The following is a 21510-nucleotide window of genomic DNA, read 5'->3' as shown; positions in this document are numbered from 1 at the left end:
AACTTTTTCCGCTTGCCAGCAGAAAGCTTCTCCTGAAGTAGAAAATACCTCCTTGGCACCACCAGCCGAGACCCTCTTTCGGTTATTACCCCCGAACAAACCGGGGTAACTTTTGCCAATGCTTTAAATGAAGGACTGAATACCAACGTGTTAATGTACGAGTACTTTTATAATGGGGGTGGGGTAGCTGTTGGCGATGTGAACCAGGATGGCCTGCCGGATATTTATTTTACCGCGAACATGGCCACTAACCGCCTTTACTTGAATAAAGGCAATCTGCAGTTTACCGATATTACTGATGCCGCCGGCGTTACCGGCCGCGAAGGCCCCTGGAAAACGGGTGTTACCATGGCCGATGTGAACGGCGACAAACTTCTTGATATTCTAGTTTGCTATTCCGGGAATGTGCGCCCCGAGAAACGCTTGCCCCAGCTATTTATTAATCAAGGTCCCGATAGCAATGGAGTACCCCGATTCCGTGATCAGGCAGCCCAATACGGATTAACGCAGCCAGCTTATAGCACCAACGCTAGTTTTTTTGATTATGACCGCGACGGCGACCTGGATCTGTTTTTACTCAATCACAGTCCCACCCAATTACCGGCGCTGGACGAAGCCTTAACCGCCGACATGTTAAAAAAAGAAGATACCCAGAGTGGCGTACGACTATTCCGGAACGATAAAAACTTTTTTAAAGATGTAACCCAACAGACCGGTTTGCATAGCTCGGTATTAACCTATGGTTTAGGGATAGCTATTTCGGATGTAAATACGGATGGCTGGCCGGATTTGTATATTTCTAACGATTACGCTATTCCGGATTTTCTGTACATCAATAATCACAACGGTACTTTTACGAATAAATTACCAACTAGTGTAGGACACACGTCTCAGTTTTCGATGGGGAACGAAGTAGCCGATATTAACAACGATGCCCTGCCGGATATTTTAACCCTGGATATGTTGCCGGAAGATAACCGTCGGCAGAAACTTTTGTTTGCCCCGGATAATTACGAGAAATTTGATTTAAACCTGCGCTCCGGTTTTTACTACCAATACATGCGCAACATGTTGCAGCTAAATAATGGCGACGGTACTTTTAGCGAAGTAGGGCAACTGGCTGGTATTTCTAACACCGATTGGAGCTGGGCGCCTTTGTTTGCCGATTACGATAACGACGGCTGGAAAGATTTGTACGTGACGAATGGCTACGTGCGCGACTTTACCAACCTGGATTTTATGAAATACATGGGCGATTATATGAAGCAACGCGAAGGCCATTTAATGCGCGATGATGTGTTAAAATTAGTGCACCAGATGCCTTCGTCTAACGTTACTAATTATGCTTTTAAGAACACCGGCAATGCGGTTTTTCGGGATGAAAGTGCCAACTGGGGCTTAAAACATGTTTCTAACAGTAATGGCGCCGCTTACGCCGATTTAGATAACGATGGCGATCTGGACTTAATCGTCAATAATATTAACCAACCGGCTTCTATTTACCAAAACCAAGCGAAGCAGCAGTTAAAAAACCAATTTTTACAGGTTAAACTGCAAGGCGATGGCAAAAACACGCAAGGCTTGGGAGCTAAAGTTACGCTTTACAACCAGGGCCAACAGCAGTACCTGGAACAAATGCCCACGCGGGGTTTTCAATCGAGTGTGTTACCGGTCTTACATTTTGGTTTAGGTACGGCTATGGTAGTTGACTCTGTGCAAATTCGCTGGCCAGGTGGCAAGCAGCAGGTACTACGTCAGGTAAAAGCCAATCAAATGATAACTTTAAAGGAGCAGGATGCCGAAAATTTAAAAAAACCGGTAAAAAGAGCCGCTCCCGCTTTTGCCGAGATAAAAACACCGGTAACCTTCGCCCACCAAAAACAAAACCACAACGACTTTAAACGGCAGCCTTTACTCGTAAATCCACAGTCGTTTGCCGGGCCATGCTTAATTAAAGGCGATGTAAATCAGGATGGTCTGGAAGATGTGTACGCCGGGGGCAGTGCGGGCCAAGCGGGTAAGTTATACCTGCAGCAACCAGGCGGTAGGTTTATGCAAAAAGAAAATACTGCTTTTACCGCTGATAAAAAGAGTGAAGATGTAGACGCGCTGTTTTTTGATGCGAACCAAGACAACAAACCAGATTTATACGTATGCAGCGGCGGTTACGGCAATTTTATGCCCGAAGACTCTTTGCTCCAGGACCGGCTTTATTTGGGCGACGGCAAAGGTAATTTTTTAAAAAATACCGCTGCTTTGCCAAAGATGCTTACCAGTACCAGTTGCGTGCGGGCCACGGATATTAACCAGGACGGGTTTTTAGATTTATTTGTAGGTGGTCGGGTAGTGCCGGGCCGCTATCCCGAAACTCCCCGCAGTTACGTGTTGCTAAACGACGGAACAGGCAAATTTACCGACCAAACTGCCACGGTAGCACCTGCTTTGCAGCAAATAGGCATGGTTACCGATGCTGCCTGGCACGATTTAAATCAGGATAAAATTCCTGAGCTGTTGGTGGTAGGCGAGTGGATGCCGGTAACTGTGTTTAAAATTAACAAGGGCAAATTACAAGAAGCTACGGCTACTTACTTTACAAAAAATTACCGGGGTTGGTGGAATAAAATCTGGGTCGATGATTTTAACCACGACACCAAGCCGGATGTAGTAATTGGTAATACCGGCCTGAACTCTCAGTGCAAAGCTACTGACAAACAACCCGCCGACTTAATTTACAAAGACTTTGACGATAACGGCTCCGTAGACCCTATTCTGTGTTTTTACATGCAAGGCAAAAGCTACCCCTATGTAAGCCGCGACGAACTACTCGACCAGATAAGTATGATGCGCACCCGTTTTCCGGATTACAAAAGCTACGCCGATGCTACCTTACAAGATATTTTTACCCCGGAAGAGATGCAAGGCGCCAAACACTTATCGGCCAATTACCTGGCCACCGCTTTTTTTGAGATGAATGCCACGGGTAAATTTGTAGAGAAAGCCTTGCCTATAGAAGCGCAGTTTGCTCCCGTCTATGCCGTTACTTCCCTGGATTATAACCACGACGGCCACCTGGATTTACTCTTAGCCGGAAACAACAACCAGGCTCGCCTGCGTTTTGGTAAGTCCGATGCGAATTACGGTACCTTGCTGCAAGGAAACGGCAAAGGAACCTTTACGTATGTACCGCAAACCCAATCGGGATTGCAAGTGAAAGGCGATGTTCGAAGTATTTTAAGTTTAAAGCAAGTGTTGCTTTTTGGCCGCAATCAACAATCGGTGCTGGCGTATAAAATAAATGGGGCCAGATAAAGTAAGCGCTATCTAACTTAATTACTAAGCAGAAATGCAGTAGTTGCTTTTCTTATGATATTAATATACCGAATAGTAGACAATATATGGCGTACTATAATATATAACAGACTATTATCTACAACTGCCAATTATTCAAACTATATTCTTATCAAATGCTAATTTACCGTAAGCAGTTACAGCAAATACGGTTTTTCCTTTTTTGTCTTCCGCGCTATCAGGTAATTAGTACGGGAAGTAAAATTTTTAGTAACCTAATTCGTTCTTTTACAGTCAGTAAAGTGGAGAAAGACGCGTAAGTGGTTTTGCTTTGCATGAGTGATGCAACCATTTACGCGGAGGAGAGGTCTTAGAAAAAAGTATTCAAATTAATGATGAGAAGAACATGCGGTGGTTGTTAAATATTCTATTTGTGGTATTACTAATGATTACGGCGGCTTTTACGGCCCGCTACATTAAAGCCGAAGCCTTGCCGGATAGCAAACAAGTGTCGTGGCACTCAACTCCAACCGACAACGTCGGAACACAGCAATAAATTTAAAAAAGCGGGCTTACAGGCCCGCTTTCTGTTTCTGTAAGTTTTCCAACATATCCTGCGTCATGCGGGGTAAATCATAATCCGGTTGCCAGTTCCAATCTTGTTGCGCTACGGAGTCGTTAATAGATTCGGGCCAGGATGCCGCTATTTGTTGCCGATAATCTGGTTTATAAGTTATTTCAAAATTTGGAATACTGCTCCGGATAGAAGCCGCCACTTCGGCCGGCGAAAAACTCATGGCCGTTACATTATACGACGACCGAATTTTTATCTTTTCGGCGGGCGCGTGCATCAGGTCCAGCGTTGCTTTTAAGGCATCGGGCATGTACATCATCGGTAAGTAGGTGTTTTCGGCGAGGTAGCACTCGTAAGGCTGGCCTTCTACCGCTTTATGGAAAATATCTACGGCATAATCGGTGGTGCCCCCGCCGGGCAAAGCTTTATAACCAATTAAGCCCGGATACCGCAAACTGCGAATATCTAGTTTATACCGGTTGGCGTAGTATTCGCAAAAGCGTTCGCCGGTTAGTTTGCTAATGCCGTATACGGTATTCGGGTCCATAATTGTATGCTGCGGCGTGTAGTGGCGGGGCGTATTCGGGCCGAAAACCGCAATAGAACTGGGCCAGTAAACTTTAGCAATGCCTTTTTCCAGAGTTAAATCCAGAATGTTCTCCAGACCCTTCATATTTATTTTCCAGGTAAACTTCGGACGCTTTTCGCCGGTAGCCGATAAAACCGCCGCTAAGTGGTAAATCTGGGTAAATTCGTACTTGTACGCTAAATCAGCCAGGTGATGCCGGTCGAGCACATCCAGAATTTCAAAAGGGCCCGATTCTGCTAACGCGGTATGTTGCGAAATAGCAATATCCGCGGCAATTACCTGGGCGTTGCCATATAACTTACGTAGTTCCAGGGTAAGTTCCGTACCTAACTGGCCGCAGGCACCAATAACCAGTATTTTTTCGTTTATAGTGTTCATGCCTATTTTTAGATCATCATGCCTCCACTCCGGAAAACTGGTAGCCGAAACACGATTCAAAGTTAGGCGCGATTTGTATCTTTGCAAAAAGTAAACTCGGCTGGTATAAAAAGTTTGCGCTAGCTTTAGCTGGCGAATTTGCTTACGGTTAAGTAACTACCACCTTTATAGTACCGTTTTTTTAAAATTCTGTAATTCTGCCACGTATGACGTTCGAGGAAGATCTGACTAAACGCCGCATTGATGTAACGGCTTTTGCTGCCGACGATCCGGAAAGATATGCCGCCTGGCGATCTTTGTACCAACAGGTGCATCCGAATGCTTTTTACACAGCGGTGAAAATGGTTATTAACGATGTGCGGCGGCGGTTTTGGTTATCCGAAGCACCCAAGCAAGCGGCCGTGGCAACAGCTCCGGCTACGGCCAAACCAGTGATTCGGCGGGCCCCGGCTCCTGTACCCAGTACTGCTTCGGCAATTCCCGATGAACCATCGCCTTCGGTAGATCGTACCCCAGAACCAGCCTCAGCGCCGCGTGGAAGAGCTGTTATTCGCCGACCAGCCCCTGCTGCTAATGCAGAAACGCCAGCAGAAAAAGATATAACCCAAGAACCAGCACTTGGCGCAGCAAATGAATCTACTAATCCGGAAGCTTCCAAACCAGGGCGCGCCCGACCCGTATTTCGCCGACCAATTGCAGAAGCGGAGGCTAATGCTTCGCCGGAAAGTAAAGAGGAAAAAGAGACCAATGCCCCGGTAACTCCCGATACCACAAATACTTCGGCAGAGCCGCCTAAACCAGCCCGGCCGCGGCCGGTATTCCGGAAACCAAACACCCCGATAACTAACGCAGCAGGAGAGGAAATTAAAAGTATTCCGGACGAAGCAGAACCTACCGCCTTACCAGATCATAGTAATCCCGATCCGGCGGCAACCGAAGCACCTAAACCACCCCGGCCCAGACCAGTATTTAAGCGGCCCGCAACTACAGCTCCGGAACCTGAAAAATCGGTAGCAACTCCGGAAAATTCAGCTGGTATCATTAGCCAGCCCGCAACTGTGGCAGAAAAACCAGAAGAAGCAGAAGGTGCTGTGGATGCTGTTAAACCTCCGCGACCGAGGCCTATTTTTAAACGCCCAGCTACCGCCAGTGCAGCGCCAGAACCGGAGAAAAAACCAGAAGAAATACAACCGGAAAATGCCCCGGAACCCGCGCCAGCTGCCGAAACACCTAAGTTTCCCCGGCCTCGCCCGGTGATAAAACGTCCGGTTGCTAACACCGAATCTCAAGCATTGGAAACCCCAATTGTAAATTCACCAACAAATGAAAATGCTGCTCCGGCAAGCGTTGATTTGGAAAATAAGAATCAGGAGCAACCGTTAAATGTAACGCTACCTGCCGCGGAGAGAACACCAGGTTCAACGGAAATAAAGGCGGAGCTTTTGGTGCCCAAAACGCCCCGGCCACGACCAATTTTTAAAAAACCGGCAAAACCGGAGCCAAATACGGAATCACCCGAAAACAAACCCGCTGCCGAATAGTTGATTACCAATCTTTATTACCTATTTAGAACAAGAGTCTGCTATGTACGATACCTTAAAACCTGACCTGGAAAAACAACTGGCCGAAATAGAAGAAGCCGGTTTATATAAAAAGAACGCATTATAACTACCCCGCAAGGGGCTGCCATAGCCACCACCGAAGGCAAAGAAGTTTTAAATTTTTGCGCGAATAATTACCTGGGTTTATCGTCGCACCCGGTAGTGATTGAAGCGGCTAAACGCGCCATTGAAACGCACGGTTACGGTTTATCATCGGTACGGTTTATTTGCGGTACCCAGGATATTCATAAGGAACTGGAACAAAAACTGGCCGAGTTTTTAGGCACCGAAGATACCATTCTGTACGCGGCTGCTTTTGATGCCAACGGGGGCGTTTTTGAGCCTCTTTTTGGCGAAGATTCCGCTATCATTTCGGATGCTTTAAACCATGCTTCTATTATCGATGGGGTGCGGTTGTGCAAAGCGCAACGCTTCCGCTATAACCACAACGATATGGTCGACCTGGAATTAAAGCTGCAGGCAGCCCAAGGGGCCAAACACCGCATTATTGTAACCGATGGTTCTTTTTCCATGGATGGTACGATTGCCCAACTGGATAAAATCTGTGATCTCGCTGACCAGTATAAAGCTTTGGTAATGGTGGATGAATGTCATTCGTCGGGGTTTATTGGCAAAACCGGCCGGGGCACGCACGAATACCGCAACGTAATAGGCCGCATTGATATTATTACCGGTACGCTGGGCAAAGCGTTGGGTGGTGCGATGGGCGGTTTTACTTCGGGCCGGAAAGAAATTATTCAAATGCTGCGGCAGCGCTCACGGCCGTATTTATTCTCTAACTCGCTGACACCGGCTATTGTAGGCGCTTCCATCGCGGTGCTGGATATGCTTTCGCAAACCACTGAACTGCGCGATAAACTGGAATGGAATACCAGATACTTCCGCGAAAACATGACGGCGGCTGGTTTTGATATTCGCCCCGGCGAACACCCCATTGTACCCATTATGTTGTACGAAGCCAAACTAGCGCAGGAGTTTGCGGCCCGCTTGCTGGATAAAGGCATTTACGTCATTGGCTTTTACTACCCGGTAGTACCACAAGGCAAGTCCCGCATCCGGGTACAATTATCGGCCGCGCACACCCAAGAGCACCTAGATAAAGCTATTCTGGCTTTTACCGAAGTAGGTAAAGAATTAGGCGTATTGAAATAAGATTTCTCTATAAACTAAACAAAAAGCCGATTTTCTACCAAAACGGCTTTTTGTTTGGTTATTTCCTACTTCCTAAACCTGGATTCTGGTACCACCAAGCTATTATTTTTGAATAAAATTAGTGTTTTTTAAATCCTGAGCCTGCTTGTCTCAGAATCATAGAATAATTTAACCTGCAAAATTAAAGTATCTTGGAATAAACGTTTAATTTGTTCCCACATTCTTCCATTTAGTACCGGACTTAATTTAGCGGTGCCATACTTCTGGTGAAAAGAAGAAAATTTTAGCGATTCTTATTATACCCATCTTAAAATTTAAAAAAGTCGGCTTGTAAACTGACTTTCTTGGCTAAGACCAGTTAAGCTTTGCTTACGGCCAGTTGTACTTACATTTTTTCGGTAGCATTTTCCTGTTTCGAGTTAATCTCTCACTTAAATAAATATAGCTATGCACAGTAAAATTACTTACCTATTTGTATTACTTCTGTTATTAGGCACTACGGCTTGCGAAGAGTTTTACGACATTGTGGAAGAAATTAAGCCGCGGTCGCCTAAGTCTAATGTTTTTGTTACCGGATTAACGGCTCCATTGGGTGTAGAAAGCGACGCTTTGGAGCAACTGTGGGTTACCGAGGCGGGTACCGGCACCAAAAACGACGGTGAACTTGTTTTTATTAACGCACAGGGCGTTGTGTACCCCGTGGTACAAGGCTTTTCTTCGTTGGCGAGCCCCGAAGGCGCTATTTTTGGGTTAAATCACTTGCTCCTGAAAGATAATATTTTGTATATGCTGCATGGGGTGGAAGGCAGGCTGTATAAACTGGATATTACGAATTACCAGCCGGGTGATAAACCCTTGCAAGCCGCCGATCTGGCGTATGAAGATGTGGGATCTTGGGTAAAGAAACATTTAAAAACCGAGGAAACCGATATTTTTAATTTAACCGTTGGTCCGGAAGGTGACATATTTATTGCCGATGCGGCCGCTAACGCCATTATTCGCCGGGATAGTAAAACCAAGAAGTTAAGTGTGTTTGCCACCATTCCCCCAATTAATAATCCGGGAGGTGAACCCGCGCAAGTAGAAGCCGTACCTACCGGCATTACCTTCGACGGCGAAAAATTCCTGGTTTGTACGTTTACCGGCTATCCTTACCCGGCTAAAAAAGCAACGATTTATCAGATTGACTTAACCGGGAAAACGTCGGTTTACCAAACCGGCTTATCTATTTTAACCGACATGGAGTTAGGAGTGGATGGGAAGCCCGTAGTGTTGGAATACGGAACCTGGACCGGCGAAACATTTATCCCGAACACGGGCCGCATGGTTTTATCTACTCCCAACAAAAATGTAGCCTTAGTTAATAATTTAAACTTCCCGAACTCCATTGAGAAAAGTGGTTTAAAAACATTTTTCATTGCCGAAACTTTCGACGGTACCATTGAGAAAGTTAATTTTTAAAAATCCGGCTAAATTTCATTCAAAACTAAAAAGCCGTTTCTTCTAAGGAACGGCTTTTTAGTTTACCAGCTATCATGTTAGTTTTTAAATTCTCCTTGATCTTCTGGGGTAGCTGTTTGTACTTCCACTAACTCAATTTTGGCAATGGTATCTATAAACCGGAATCTATTCTTTGGTAAAATAGGAGCGGCCCCTCCGAGACCAACACCCAGAGAGGCTAGAAAAATCAGGCAAATAAGTAAATGGACACAAGTAGTAAGACACCAGTATCAAGACAAAATAAAATATAATAAATTAAATAGCAGTAATTTAACCTTGTATTTTCAATATTGGAATGTAGCTTTCAATTGGTCCTTTTACTTAATACCAAATATTTTATCGTTTTTTTTAATTTTTCATGGTTTAGAAATAAGAGAATTGCTTCCGTAGGGGTAAGTAGCACCAGAAGCAACCCTACCAGGACTACAAGAAATAAAAACCCTGAACTTGACAGGAGCAAGCCGTACTCTTTGGGGTGAGTGAGCTTAATGCCGGTTACGGACGCGGGCAGAATTACGAATCCCCGACCAGATGAACTAACCTACAGGAGTACTAAGCCAATCGGGCGAGTACTTCCTCTTCGGGATAGGAAAGAGAAAAATTTAAAAAAATACACTGATTTTGGGCTTTGAGTTGGTGGTAAAGCCGCGTAACCAATTTTAATTTAATTAAGCTTAATTGAAGATGCCGGAATACCGTTTGGGCTGGTTGGTATTGGCAAAAGCAGTAAGAAAATACTGCCTGATAACTTGTTAAAAAAACGGCTTGCCGGTAAGAAATGGCTTTTTTGCTGCTAATGTATTCCGGAACTACTAACCCGGAAAGTGGACCAGATACCGGAATAACAGTGGAAACCGTAGCCTCTCCCGAAAAAGTAAGTACACTCCCTAAAAAAGCCAGGGCAATCCATAGCTGAGTGAGCATGAACGTACTAAAGGTAGTTGGCCGAAAAGTCATCTGGTTTTAAAGCTGGTTAAAAGTTGGTATTTCGCGTAAACTAACGCGAGTTTATTTCTTCTGTTTTTAAAATTGTTCGTCTGTTAGTCCGGCTTCGGAAAACATGGTGCTGTTAATGCATTGGAGTTAAAAAATAAAAGAGCCATAAAGACCCCGGAAGTTCGAAACACACATTGATAGATTATTTTTTAAATTTTACCTGATTAAATACTTAAATTTTAACGGAATCACATTCCAGGAAAGTTAAAAACTTTTGCTGAGCGTGCCGCACTAGTTCTGGGTTTAGTATATCGCTGGGATTGAACAACTGGAAGGCAAAAGATACCTGCTGTTTTTTAATTATGGGTTTCCAGGTGCCCACTACTTTGCCATCTACCACCACAATAGGCTTAAAAATGCCGTTACCCGTTATGGCTGCTTTCGCGTAAGTATAATCCAGGGAAGCACTCCGGTCTTTATAACTCACCATAAATTCGTCGAATGCGGGTAGTAAATAAAGGCTCTCCCGTGCGGGGTTTTGGTTAATAGCGGCATCTGTAAACCAATACGTTTGATCCGCTATAGTTTCGGACATGAGTTGCGCTTTTATGGCTTCTAAACCCAACCGGGCATCCGTTAAGTTTAAACCGCTCCACCAGGCAAAATCCGGCAGAGTGGCTGGTCCGTGACTGGTAAAATAGCGACTGGCCAGTTCGGCTAAAGCTTCAGGTCGGGTAAAAGAGTGGGTGCTTGTTGGTACTTTTTCGTCTAGTAAAGCATACGTCAATTGCTTTTCGCGCCGGGCACCGTTACATACCAAACCTTCTAACTCCGCCTGAAACATAATATGCGAACTTCGGAAATCATCCGTGCGAATACCCGCCTGATTCAAAATAGCCATTATTTCCGGGCGGGTAAGTTGCTGGCCTCCCGCCAGAGCCTGGGTTAACAAAGCAAAAATTTTAAAAAATACACCAGTTTCCAGCTCTAATTTCCGGTTCATAGAAGCCGCCATTCTTTTTAAATGCGGTGCCGTGAGTTCCAGCATCCACCGGATATCGCGGGCCGCTACGAAATGCCAGGTAGGCCGCAAAATATGCATCCGGATTATTTGGCCATTATCCAGCGCGGCTTCTATGTGTTGGTGGGTGCTGCCGGGGAGCCGCACCCCAACCGCCCATTTGGCCATGCCATAATCCTGCGCCTGTATCGCTCCCAACCACTGCACTATTTCCGGCGGAGTAGTACAATTGGTGCCGGCAATTTGCTGGTTAGTGAGCCGATTGTGGGCAATATCCGGTAGGTGCATGCAATACGTTTATAAAGCACTATAGATTACTGATTGTAACGGTTAGTATATGCAAAGCTCGAAGCGCAGCAAGGGTTTTATATATACCTTATTAGGCGATGTAATTATATTTTTATTTGGAATCTTTTTTCTTCATATATCCTGCTTGAATCTTTAGCTAGATTTGCAGTTGTCCACTTTAGATAAAGTTCTTTGTTCCTTATACCTACACTGTCAATACAATAAAGATTAGAAGCAGCTCCGCAAGGAGTATCTTCAAGGATTATATACTGCTTTTGGTCAGATTTTAAATTTTGAACCACTAAAACGGTATCATTGTAATATTGAGAAGCAACTAGATTGTTTTCAGCGTCAAAGCACAACATATTATCAAAGGTTTTTACTTTCTCTAATTTGTCGAATGGTAACACCAAATTAATCCATACTCCTGAACCTGTCCCACCTTTAAGTATTAAATATTGAGAGTTTTCCCATTGGAAATATAATCTTCTAGCTAAGTAGAAGTCAATCTTCTCTTTACTGCTTCTTATTCCACTGCTATTTCCCCAAGTAATTTTGCATGTTGAATTAGATGCTTTGTTCAGAAGAAAGAAATTATTTTGAGGTGTAAATTCTTTTTTTCCTAATCTTTCTACTAGTTCAGGATAGTCGCTTAATGAGGAGTTTCTCCTAATATTTTTAGTTGATTGATTACAAGCCATAAAAACCAGGAAAAAGGATAAAAATATAAGTAATACTCTTTTCATTATTTTATTGCGCCTAACTTGTGGATAAACGTAATCGCTACGTTTTATCTTTAAATAAAACTTAATAACGCCGTAGTTTTCGGTAAGTAATATAGCCATTCAGCAGCACTAAGCCAATACTCATCAATAAGACAAACCCGGAGTTTGGCGCAAATAAGTATTATCCGTTAGTTGCTTGAGCATAAAATCAGCGACATCGGCCCGCGAAATTTTAACGGTAATTTTTTGATCATTCGCCGGAAAGCCGTGCCGGTACACGCCCGTGCGTTGGCCATCGGTTAAGTTGCCGGGGCGGGCAATAATCCAATCTAAGGTGCTTTGTTTAATGTAGCTTTCCTGTAATTCGTGGTCGGCAAAGCCGTGCCGGAGCAGCAAGGGTACAATCAAATATTTAAAATAAAACGGGGTGCGGTCGAGTACCTGGCGGCTATCGCCGTAACCCAAGGATGTTTCGCAGACCAAGCGTTTTACGCCGAGCTTTTCCATCGCCTGAATAATGTGGCGCGTGCCGGTGGATCGTAAAGTATCTTTTTGGGTGCCGGAGCCCAGCGCAGATAATACCGCTTCCTGGCCGACTACCGCGGGTTCTACGGTAGAATAATGGAGCACATCGCCGGGTACTATTTTTAAATTTTTGTGATTCAAAGGGAGCTTGGCCGGATCACGGACAAAGGCGGTAACGGAATGCCCATCGGCTAAAGCTTGTTCCACTAAGTGGCGGCCCGTACCACCGGTAGCGCCAAAAATTACAATTTTCATAACGTGTTCTATTTAAGTTCAAAACAAAAATAGAGGAGCAGGTTTTCTGAAAATAGAACAAAACCGACATTAATTACCGGATTAATTCGGGTAAGCTAATAAAGTCGGAGCTGGGTTGTTTTTGAAACTGATAAGGCGTGAAACCAGCAAACTCCTTGAATTCCCGAATAAAATGCGATTGGTCGGCATATTCGTTTTCGTAGGCAATATCCGAAAGCTTATTACCGGTATAGTTTTTTACCTGGCTTAAAGCGGCTTGGAAACGGCAAATCCGGCTAAACATTTTGGGGGAAATACCTACATTTTGTTTAAACTTCCGTTCCAGGCTGCGTTCGGTTAGGCGTAAGTTTTTCTGCAAATCTTTTACCGCAATATTGCCTTTGGTTTTCACAATTTGGGCTACTGCCTCGTTTATTAAACCATTGCCTAGCCGGTGGTGGCAATTAATTTGCGACAGTAAGTAAGCCGATAATAATTTGATTTGTTCTGTTGCGGAGGTAGCTTGCATTAATTGCTCTGTAAGATAAAAATGCCGGCTGGAGGCTAATTCATCTACGTTCAGACAGGTATTCGTAAGTTCGTGGGCGTTAAACCCGAAAATTTCCGGAAAAACGTGCGGGTAAAAGTAAATGCCAATGGTAGTGGACCGGCTTAAAGCAATTTGCGCGTGCGTGGTGGCTTGCCCGTATAAAAAAGTGGTAGGGAGTACTTTGCCGTTCTGGTAAAATGGTTGGCTCTCTGTTTTTTGAAAAATTAGCCCCGGGCAACCATCCGCCATGATGGTAAAAGTTTTAAGATCAGCACTAGAATCCTTGTTTTCCAGGATCCAGAAAAAGCGGATATAATTTTTCAGCGGCTCAGGTGGCGGCAAGTAATGGTATGGCATGAGTTCATTTTTTAAATTTTTTAAATTACTCCTGATTACTAGTTATTTTTTAGTTGCATATACCAGCCATTCGTACTTGGATTCGGGGTCAGGTCTCTTATGGGTTAACTGCAAACCCAGCTTTTCGAGAATGTGTCGCGAAGCCAGATTGGCTTCGGTGGTAATACCATAAACAGTTTGCAAGCTTAAGTAAGTTTTACCGTAATCCATAACAGCCGCGGCAGCTTCCAGCGTATACCCTTTTTCTTCATAAGCGGGTAAAACGGCGTAGCCAATATCTACCGAATCCAGATAATCTCTTTTTAGAAATCCGCAAATACCAATAGGCGTTTTATCTGCTTTTAGTACTAACTTATATAATCCAAAGCCTTTTTCGTGATAATTTTTAATTAAAGCATTTCGGATGTAGTTTTCGGCATCCTCAAGGGTTTTTATGCCCCGGTCGCCAATGTATTTTAGCCAGTTTGGACTATTGAGTAGCCGGAAGATGAATTCTTTGTCCCCCGGATTAGCCAGTTCAATATGTAATCTTTCGGTTTGCAGCATGAATGTACTTTTGCTAACCAGTTAATGTTGGCTATTGATTATAATAAGAATCATGGAAGTTGGTTTAATATTGTTGCTTTAGCTCCAAATATATCCGGCTAGTTTCTATTAATTGCTTTAGATCTTCTTCTTTAGGTAAGTATAATCGGTATCTACTGGCAAAAAACTGTTCGTTTTCGGCTAATACGGAATATTTTACAATTGTTTCGTCTTTTTCGGTGCACAAAATAATACCAATCGTAGGATTATCGTCTTCACTGCGTTTCAGATCGTTGTACATGCGCACGTACATATTCATTTGGCCAATGGCGGCATGCGTGAGTTTGTCCGTTTTAAGATCAATCAGCACAAAGCATTTAAGATAATAGTTATAAAAAACCAGATCAATGTAAAAATCGGAAGTGTCCGTTACAATATGCTGCCGCCGGGCTACAAAGGCAAAGCCTTTGCCCAGTTCCATTAAAAACTGCTGTAAATGATTAATAAGAGCCGTTTCGATTTTACTTTCACTTACATCTATATCATTAGGAAACCCTAAAAACTCAAAAATGTACGGATCTTTAATAAAGTTTTTGTTTCAGTTGCGTTATTGTTTGTTTTAGGTATTTCGAGTGTGCGTCCCAAATATGGGCTGGCGATATTACGTTGTAAGGTACGCGTATTCCGGTTCCCTTCTATGGCATCCTTTGCCTATTGCTGCCGAAGGTCATGCATTATCAATTCGATTTAAAATGCGGTAATGCGTCCAACTTAATTCGTGACGCAGCGCGTCACGAATGGGGAAAGCCAGATAAAAAACACGGATATTACGCAAGTTACTTTCGTCGAAACCTTTGCCAAATTACAGGGTAAGCTGCCGGGAGAGGTTCTGGAGCACTTCTTTGCCGTAGGCAGCTTTAGCTTTACCTTGCTGTTCATCTTCTACAATCAGTTGGCCTATTTGCCAGTACATCTGGAGTAAAATAGAATTGCTGTTTTTAAAAGCTAAATTTTTAGCCTGAATGATAATCTCTTTACGGCCGGCAGAAGCCCGTTTTCTGTTGGGATAATACGCATTAGTTATCAATCATTTCTTAATTTAGTACGCATGTGTACCAAATTGCCGACATAAATAGTAGCTGGTTCAGGTAATATTTATGCTTTAAAATAAAGATAAAAAGTTGAAACCTACGCCACCGATACCGATTTTTCGCCGGCCGGAGTGGTAGATTTTGGTTCGATGTCGAAGAGGAAGTGGTTGAGTTTGGAACGTAAATCAGCGGCGGCGAGGTTGCGGTACACTTCGCCGTTCCGTACCAACGAAATTTGCCCGGTTTCTTCCGATACTACCAGCACCACGCTATCCGTTACTTCGCTTAAACCAATGGCCGCCCGGTGGCGCAAACCCATCGAGGCCGGTACATCGTTGTTTTCGGTAACGGGTAAAATACAGCGGGCCGCTTTAATACGGTTATTGGCGATAATTACGGCACCATCGTGCAAAGGGCTGGTTTTATTAAAAATAGAAAGTAATAAACGTTTGGAGACTACGGCATCAATTAAATCGCCGGATTCAGCGTAAAATTTAAGCTCGGAACTACGGGCAAATACAATTAAGGCCCCGGTATTTTTACCGGCCAACGATTTGGCCGCTTCGATAAAAGGCGTGAGATTAATGCGGTTTTCGGTTTCGGCTTTGCGCCACGGAAATCCCAGGAAAAAGTTGTCTTTGTTAAAAGGCGAGCTTTTGCCAATCATCATCAGAAATCGCCGGATTTCCTGCTGAAACAAAATAATCATGGCCAGCACGCCCACGCCCATAAACTGCCCCAGGATAATGGTAAGCAGCTCCATGCCCGCTGCTTTTACCACTAAATACAATAAGTAAACCGAAAGCAAACCCACGAATATTTTAAGGGCTACGCTGCCGGTAAGCACTTTGTATAACTGGTACAGCAATACCGTTACCAACAAGATATCCGCGATATCGAGCCAGTTTATTTCCAAAAATCCAATGGTAAATAACGGTATCAAATTTAGTTACAGGTTAAAGGTTGCAAGTTACAAGTTGTGTTTAGTTGCAAGTTATATTAAGTTGCAAGTTACAAGTTGTAATTAGTTACAGGTTGAAGGTTTATTTTTAAATTTTTATTCAATATGATTTTTAATTAAAAAATTAGGTAACGTCTATTTTTAATATTTATTTCTGCATGTTGTTGTAAGCTCTTTATTTTAAAATTTGCCCAACTTTAAAATTATTAAAAGTCGCAAATGCAAGCAGTAAAGCAATCAACCAAATAATTATTTGCTAACCTGCAACCTGTAACCTGTAACTTGCAACCTATTTACCAGTTTTATGGTCTGTACGGCTTCTTTTACATCGTGTACCCGCAAGATGCTGGCGCCTTGTAGCAACGCAATGGTGTTTAACGCAATGGTACCCGGCAAGGCTTCCGGAGCTTCTATGCCCAAGGTTTTATAGGTCATCGATTTACGCGATAAACCCACTAAAACCGGCAACTCCAACAAGTCGAAATCGGGTAAAGAACGCAGCAGCGTGAAATTTTGCTCAGTGTTTTTAGCAAACCCAAAACCGGGATCTATTATAATATCTACTACGCCGGCCGCCCGGAGTTGCGCTATTTTCTGCTCAAAATACGTAACCAGCTCTACAATTAAATTATCGTAACTGGTTAAGTGTTTCATGGTTTGCGGCGTACCGCGCAGGTGCATTAAAATATAAGGCACCTGGAGCTTGCCCACTTTGGCAAACATGTTTTCGTCCAGAGTACCTCCCGCAATATCGTTGATAATCGAGGCCCCCGCTTGTACGGCCGCTTCGGCTACGTCGGCCCGGAACGTATCAATCGATAGAATAGTACCCGGAAAAGCTTTCCGGATAGCTGCAATGGCCGGTACTACCCGGGCTTTTTCTTCTTCCACCGAAATATCGGTTGCTCCCGGCCTGGACGAGTAACCGCCAATGTCCAGGATGGTGGCTCCTTCGGCCAGCATTTTTTCGGCTTGCGCCACTATTTTATCGATAGTGGTGTATTGGTTGCCATCGTAAAAAGAATCGGGAGTTACGTTTAATATCCCCATTACTACCGGGGTTGCCAGCGAAAGGATTTTTCCGTGGCAGTTGAGCGTACTCTTTTTGTAAAAAAACGTATCTTTCGCCTTCAAACCGGGATATCTGTTTACGAATCTCTAAAATAAGCCTAAAAAGTTGATTAATCAAACGCTGTCGGAATATAAACGGGTAATAAGCGCCTGCCACGGAATATTTTTAAAAAAAACCATTGATTACGGTACCGCTTGGCGCATTTTGCGTTTGCCGTCTATTACCGACCAGATTTTCATCAAAGCCCAGCGCATCCGCTCCATTCAGGAAAAAGGCGTGCAGAAGATTGCGGAAGATATTACCTCGGAGTTTGTGGGTATTGTGAACTACTGCGTAATTGCTTTAATGCAAATGGATTTAACCGGCCACACCGAGCTGGAAATTCCGGCCCCCCAAGTGGCCGAACAGTATAATGCGCACATTGATAAAAACATCGAACTGCTGCTGGCCAAGAACCACGATTACGGCGAAGCCTGGCGCGATATGCGGGTATCTTCGATTACCGATATTATTCTGATGAAGCTGTACCGCACCAAGCAAATAGAAGACAACCAGGGCCACACCTTAATTTCGGAAGGGGTAGAAGCTAATTACCGCGACATGATTAACTATGCCGTTTTTGCGCTTATAAAATTAAACTTTGCCGCCGATGAAAGTAATTAGCAAATTAAGCTGGCTCTTTGTGGGTGGCCTGTTTATTTTTTCGGGATTAATTAAAATTAACGACCCGGTGGGCACCGCCATTAAGCTCGAAGAATACTTTGAAGTGTTCGCCACCGATTTTTCCTCGGTTTTTTTAATTTTTAAACCGTATGCGCTCTACTTATCTATTCTGTTGAGTGCTTTAGAAATTATACTGGGCGTGGCTTTGCTGCTGCGCTGGCGTTTGCGGCAGATTCTGGCGAGCTTACTCGTGCTAATGGTTTTCTTTACCTTTCTCACGTTCTACTCGGCGTATTTTAACAAAGTTACGGATTGCGGCTGTTTCGGCGATGCCATTAAATTAACGCCTTGGCAATCGTTCTCGAAAGACATGGTACTCCTACTATTAATCTTCATCTTACTGGCAACGCGCCGGTATTTACCCGAGACCAGAACGGCTAAAGTAGCCAGCGTACTGGTGGCTATTACGGCAGTAATCTCGTTTGGCATTGGCATTTACGCCTATAATCACGAGCCATTCGTAGATTTCCGGGCGTATAAAGTGGGCAACAACATTCCGACGCTCATGAAACCTTCGGCACCGTTGCGCTACAAATACATTATGGCTAAGAACGGGGAAGAGAAAGAATTTACCGATTATCCCACCGATTCGACCTGGAAATTTAAAAAAATGGTACCACTTAACCCTCAGGATGGTCCTAAAATCACGGATTTCAACGTGTGGAACGATACCGGTGATTTTACGCAGGAAGTGTTTACCGGCAATAAGTTAATTATTTTGGTGCAAGATGCCAGCAAAGCCGACCAGAAGGTATTTACGCAAATAAATCCCTTGATTGCCGCCGCCGAAAAATCCAGTAAAAACATTAAACCGGTAGTCATTACGGCCAGCAGCAGTCAGGACTATGATGTATTCCGGCACGAAACTAATTTAAGTGCGCCTTATTACTTTGGCGATGCTACGGTTTTAAAAACCATGATGCGCTCCAACCCCGGTATTATGCTGCTTAAAAACGGACAAGTAGTTGGTAAATGGCATTATAACGATACGCCGGATATTCAAACAATAGAGCAGCAATTATGAGTTTGCTGCGCTTCGTGGGGCAAAGACTGTTACACGGCCTGCTGATTATGATGGGCGTGGTAGTAACGGTCTTTTTTTTGTTTAACGTTTTGCCCGGCGATCCGGTAGCTATGTTGGCCGGGCAGCGCAACGACATTGCCACCCGTGAAGCCATCATGGTAGATTTAGGTTTAGATAAACCATTGCCCGCGCAGCTACTCTACTACCTCAACGATATTTCGCCCGTTTCCATCCACCCGCATACGCCGGATAACCAGCAGAAGTATCACTATCAACGTTTATTTACCTTAACCAATAAAGTGGTTGTACTGAAAGTGCCTTATTTACGGCGCTCCTTCCAGAGTAATAAACCCGTTACCGCTATTTTGCTGGACCATTTAGTGGGTACTTTGTGGCTGGCGGGAGCAGCTATGGTGTTGGCTACTATTCTGGGTATATTCTTAGGCATGGTAGCGGCATTGAAACCGCATAGTATTCTGGATCATGCCTTAGTTACCACATCGGTGTTGGGAATTTCGGTACCCTCGTTTGTAGCGGCCATTGTAATTGCCATTACCTTTGGTTTTTACTGGAGCAATTTTACCGGCCTGAGCCTCACCGGCCAGCTCTACGAAATTGATGCTTTTACGGGTAGGCACCTGGTTTGGCAAAATTTAATTTTACCCGCTTTTGCACTCGGCATCCGGCCCCTGGCGGTGATTATGCAGCTTACCCGCGCTTCCATGATTGATGTACTTGCGCAAGATTTTATCCGGACGGCCCGGGCCAAAGGCTTGTCTTACCGCCAGGTGATCTGGCGGCATGCTTTAAAAAATGCGCTAAACCCCGTGATAACGGCGGTTTCCGGATGGTTGGCTTCACTGATGGCCGGTGCTTTCTTTATTGAGTATATTTTTAACTGGAAAGGCTTGGGTTCCGTTACCCTACACGCCGTCGAGAACCTGGATTTTCCGGTAGTAATTGGCGCTACTCTTCTGGTTGCCTTTTTATTTGTCCTGATTAATATTCTGGTAGATATGCTATATGCTTTTGTTGATCCACGGGTGAAGCTATAGCTTAATCCTTCCGCCCTGAAGGGCACTTTCCCTAAAAACAGGGAAGGAGAGGTGGCTTTTTACATTTACCATTTACCAAGTACCAGTTACCAGGTAGCAAATAACATATTGTTAGAGCACGTATTTACCGCCGTGACTACTTAGAATATACAACTAGGAAATAGCAATTTTTAAGAAAATTTTAGCAATGCCCACAAGTAAACTCGTGCCCTAAAGTGGTAAATGGTACTTGGTAAAATGGTTAAGCAAAGTTGATTTTTAAAATTTTTTAATTTCAACCTCTTCATTAAGCATCCTAATTTTAATTAGTGCCGCATACAATGCCTTGCCAACCAGAAAAGCCGTAGCCAAGAATAAATGACGCTAGTTTGGCTGTGGAGCACCTGCTAGGGTTCCGGTACTGCGCAGCAGTATTCCGTAGCGGAGCGAGGAAAGGAAGGCTAGCGAGTGCGGAAGAGCCAAACGGGGCCAAGCGGCCGTGAGCCAACTTGTAGCTAGCCAGTTAGATAGCACCCATGCCTGGAGACTTGAAAAGGCTCCAAATAATACCTTAAATTTAAAAAATTACACTTAATTACATCTATTAATGAAGGCGTGACAATCAAATAATGAAAGTGTAACAATCACTAAAAAAGCTACTTAACCCTAAAAAATAAAACTAATAACGTTCTTTCTGGCATGCTACCGAAAGTCTTAATACTTTTACCGCTGTATTTAATGCTGTTTTGTGCTGGATAATCGTATTTTTTTAGTCGGAATGCCGGGTTCGGGTAAAACTACCTTGGGTCGGCAGCTGGCTACGCACTTGCACGTACCGTTCACGGACCTCGATCATTACATTGAGCGCAAAGAAGGAAAAAGCGTGCGGAGAATATTTGAAAAAACCGGCGAATCGTGGTTCCGAAAAACGGAAGCAATCGCTTTGCGGCAAGCTACCGAGGAATACGAGCAGGGCGTCATTGCAACCGGCGGCGGTACTCCTTGCTTCGAAGGAAACATGGATTTTATCAACCGGCATGGCGTTAGCATTTACATTGAAGTACCCATTACCGAGATCCTGTCGCGGATGAAAGCCGAAGGTATTGCCGTTCGACCGTTATTAGCCGGGAAAAGCGATGAACAGCTATATCGGTTTTTTTCTGAAACATTAAGCCACCGCAAACAGTTTTATGCTAAAGCAACCATCACGTATGCTAGCGCAAACCCCAATGCCGGCGAATTATGCCAGTTAATAGACCAATATCTGGTTAAAAAAGAATAATAAAGCTTTGCAACCTTAATTTATTAAAACTAATCTTACTTATTGTAGAACTAAATTTA

The 21510-nt window shown here is 44.0% G+C and carries 18 protein-coding genes and 2 pseudogenes; 9 read left to right on the top strand and 11 right to left on the bottom strand.

The window, feature by feature from the left end; translation table 11 throughout:
- Positions 1-153 precede the first annotated feature (153 nt).
- Both AHMF7616_RS14265 and AHMF7616_RS26435 read left to right on the top strand, forming a co-directional pair.
- Positions 154-3309, top strand: coding sequence for a VCBS repeat-containing protein (locus AHMF7616_RS14265; RefSeq protein ID WP_115373500.1), 3156 nt, complete (start codon positions 154-156; stop codon positions 3307-3309).
- Positions 3310-3694: 385 nt separating this feature from the next.
- Entirely contained in the window at positions 3695-3844 is a 150-nt protein-coding gene (locus AHMF7616_RS26435) for a hypothetical protein (protein WP_158546172.1), read from the top strand.
- A gap of 16 nt (positions 3845-3860) precedes the next feature.
- Here AHMF7616_RS26435 and AHMF7616_RS14260 read toward each other — a convergent pair whose 3' ends face one another.
- A complete protein-coding gene (locus AHMF7616_RS14260) occupies positions 3861-4829 on the bottom strand; it encodes an NAD-dependent epimerase/dehydratase family protein (protein WP_115373499.1) in 969 nt (322 codons plus the stop codon).
- Between the two features lie 206 nt (positions 4830-5035).
- Here AHMF7616_RS14260 and AHMF7616_RS14255 point away from each other — a divergent pair, with 206 nt between their 5' ends.
- The 3 genes and pseudogenes from AHMF7616_RS14255 to AHMF7616_RS14245 all read left to right on the top strand — a co-directional run bounded on the left by AHMF7616_RS14255 (position 5036) and on the right by AHMF7616_RS14245 (position 9064).
- Positions 5036-6370, top strand: a complete 1335-nt coding sequence (locus tag AHMF7616_RS14255; protein WP_115373498.1) for a hypothetical protein — start codon at positions 5036-5038, stop codon at positions 6368-6370.
- A 43-nt stretch (positions 6371-6413) separates the two neighbouring features.
- Positions 6414-7603: pseudogene (gene kbl, locus AHMF7616_RS14250) on the top strand (glycine C-acetyltransferase).
- A gap of 447 nt (positions 7604-8050) precedes the next feature.
- On the top strand, positions 8051-9064 hold the full coding sequence (locus AHMF7616_RS14245; protein ID WP_115373497.1) for a ScyD/ScyE family protein: 1014 nt from the start codon (positions 8051-8053) through the stop codon (positions 9062-9064).
- Positions 9065-9655: 591 nt separating this feature from the next.
- Here the strand turns inward: AHMF7616_RS14245 and AHMF7616_RS14240 are convergent.
- The 10 genes and pseudogenes from AHMF7616_RS14240 to folP all read right to left on the bottom strand — a co-directional run bounded on the left by AHMF7616_RS14240 (position 9656) and on the right by folP (position 17450).
- A complete protein-coding gene (locus AHMF7616_RS14240; RefSeq protein ID WP_115373496.1) occupies positions 9656-10060 on the bottom strand; it encodes a hypothetical protein in 405 nt (134 codons plus the stop codon).
- Between the two features lie 211 nt (positions 10061-10271).
- On the bottom strand, positions 10272-11348 hold the full coding sequence (locus AHMF7616_RS14235) for a winged helix DNA-binding domain-containing protein (protein ID WP_115373495.1): 1077 nt from the start codon (positions 11346-11348) through the stop codon (positions 10272-10274).
- Positions 11349-11452: 104 nt separating this feature from the next.
- On the bottom strand, positions 11453-12094 hold the full coding sequence (locus AHMF7616_RS14230; RefSeq protein WP_147275687.1) for a hypothetical protein: 642 nt from the start codon (positions 12092-12094) through the stop codon (positions 11453-11455).
- A gap of 123 nt (positions 12095-12217) precedes the next feature.
- Positions 12218-12853: an NAD(P)-dependent oxidoreductase gene (locus tag AHMF7616_RS14225; RefSeq protein ID WP_115373493.1), complete on the bottom strand. Its 636-nt coding sequence runs from the start codon at positions 12851-12853 to the stop codon at positions 12218-12220.
- 73 nt (positions 12854-12926) lie between these two features.
- Positions 12927-13739, bottom strand: a complete 813-nt coding sequence (locus AHMF7616_RS14220) for a helix-turn-helix domain-containing protein (protein WP_115373492.1) — start codon at positions 13737-13739, stop codon at positions 12927-12929.
- Between the two features lie 42 nt (positions 13740-13781).
- Positions 13782-14285 (bottom strand): GNAT family N-acetyltransferase, encoded by a 504-nt coding sequence (locus AHMF7616_RS14215; RefSeq protein WP_115373491.1) that lies wholly within the window; start codon positions 14283-14285, stop codon positions 13782-13784.
- 64 nt (positions 14286-14349) lie between these two features.
- Positions 14350-14850: a PDDEXK nuclease domain-containing protein gene (locus tag AHMF7616_RS26730; protein WP_199474419.1), complete on the bottom strand. Its 501-nt coding sequence runs from the start codon at positions 14848-14850 to the stop codon at positions 14350-14352.
- Between the two features lie 141 nt (positions 14851-14991).
- A pseudogene (locus tag AHMF7616_RS27170) lies at positions 14992-15351 on the bottom strand (DUF1016 N-terminal domain-containing protein).
- Positions 15352-15452: 101 nt separating this feature from the next.
- Positions 15453-16298 carry a diadenylate cyclase CdaA gene (cdaA, locus tag AHMF7616_RS14205; RefSeq protein ID WP_115373490.1) on the bottom strand — a complete coding sequence of 282 codons (846 nt, stop codon included), beginning with the start codon at positions 16296-16298 and terminating at the stop codon, positions 15453-15455.
- Positions 16299-16565: 267 nt separating this feature from the next.
- Positions 16566-17450, bottom strand: coding sequence for a dihydropteroate synthase (gene folP / locus AHMF7616_RS14200; protein WP_115373489.1), 885 nt, complete (start codon positions 17448-17450; stop codon positions 16566-16568).
- A gap of 43 nt (positions 17451-17493) precedes the next feature.
- On the opposite strand from folP, the gene AHMF7616_RS14195 reads away from it, so the two are divergent.
- The 4 genes from AHMF7616_RS14195 to AHMF7616_RS14180 all read left to right on the top strand — a co-directional run bounded on the left by AHMF7616_RS14195 (position 17494) and on the right by AHMF7616_RS14180 (position 21451).
- The gene (locus AHMF7616_RS14195; RefSeq protein ID WP_115373488.1) at positions 17494-18051 is read left to right on the top strand and encodes a DUF1599 domain-containing protein; all 558 of its coding nucleotides are present in this window, start codon (positions 17494-17496) and stop codon (positions 18049-18051) included.
- Positions 18038-19135 (top strand): BT_3928 family protein, encoded by a 1098-nt coding sequence (locus AHMF7616_RS14190; RefSeq protein WP_115373487.1) that lies wholly within the window; start codon positions 18038-18040, stop codon positions 19133-19135. The genes AHMF7616_RS14195 and AHMF7616_RS14190 overlap by 14 nt, the downstream gene beginning before the upstream one ends.
- Positions 19136-19137: 2 nt before the next feature.
- Positions 19138-20190: an ABC transporter permease gene (locus tag AHMF7616_RS14185; protein WP_115375617.1), complete on the top strand. Its 1053-nt coding sequence runs from the start codon at positions 19138-19140 to the stop codon at positions 20188-20190.
- Positions 20191-20917: 727 nt separating this feature from the next.
- Entirely contained in the window at positions 20918-21451 is a 534-nt protein-coding gene (locus AHMF7616_RS14180; protein WP_115373486.1) for a shikimate kinase, read from the top strand.
- Positions 21452-21510: the final 59 nt, after the last annotated feature.

Origin of the sequence: Adhaeribacter pallidiroseus (assembly GCF_003340495.1) — a bacterium.
GTDB classification, from domain to species: Bacteria; Bacteroidota; Bacteroidia; order Cytophagales; family Hymenobacteraceae; genus Adhaeribacter; species Adhaeribacter pallidiroseus.
The sequence above is the reverse complement of the archived record's forward strand: the minus strand, read 5'-3'. Positions and strand labels throughout refer to the sequence as shown.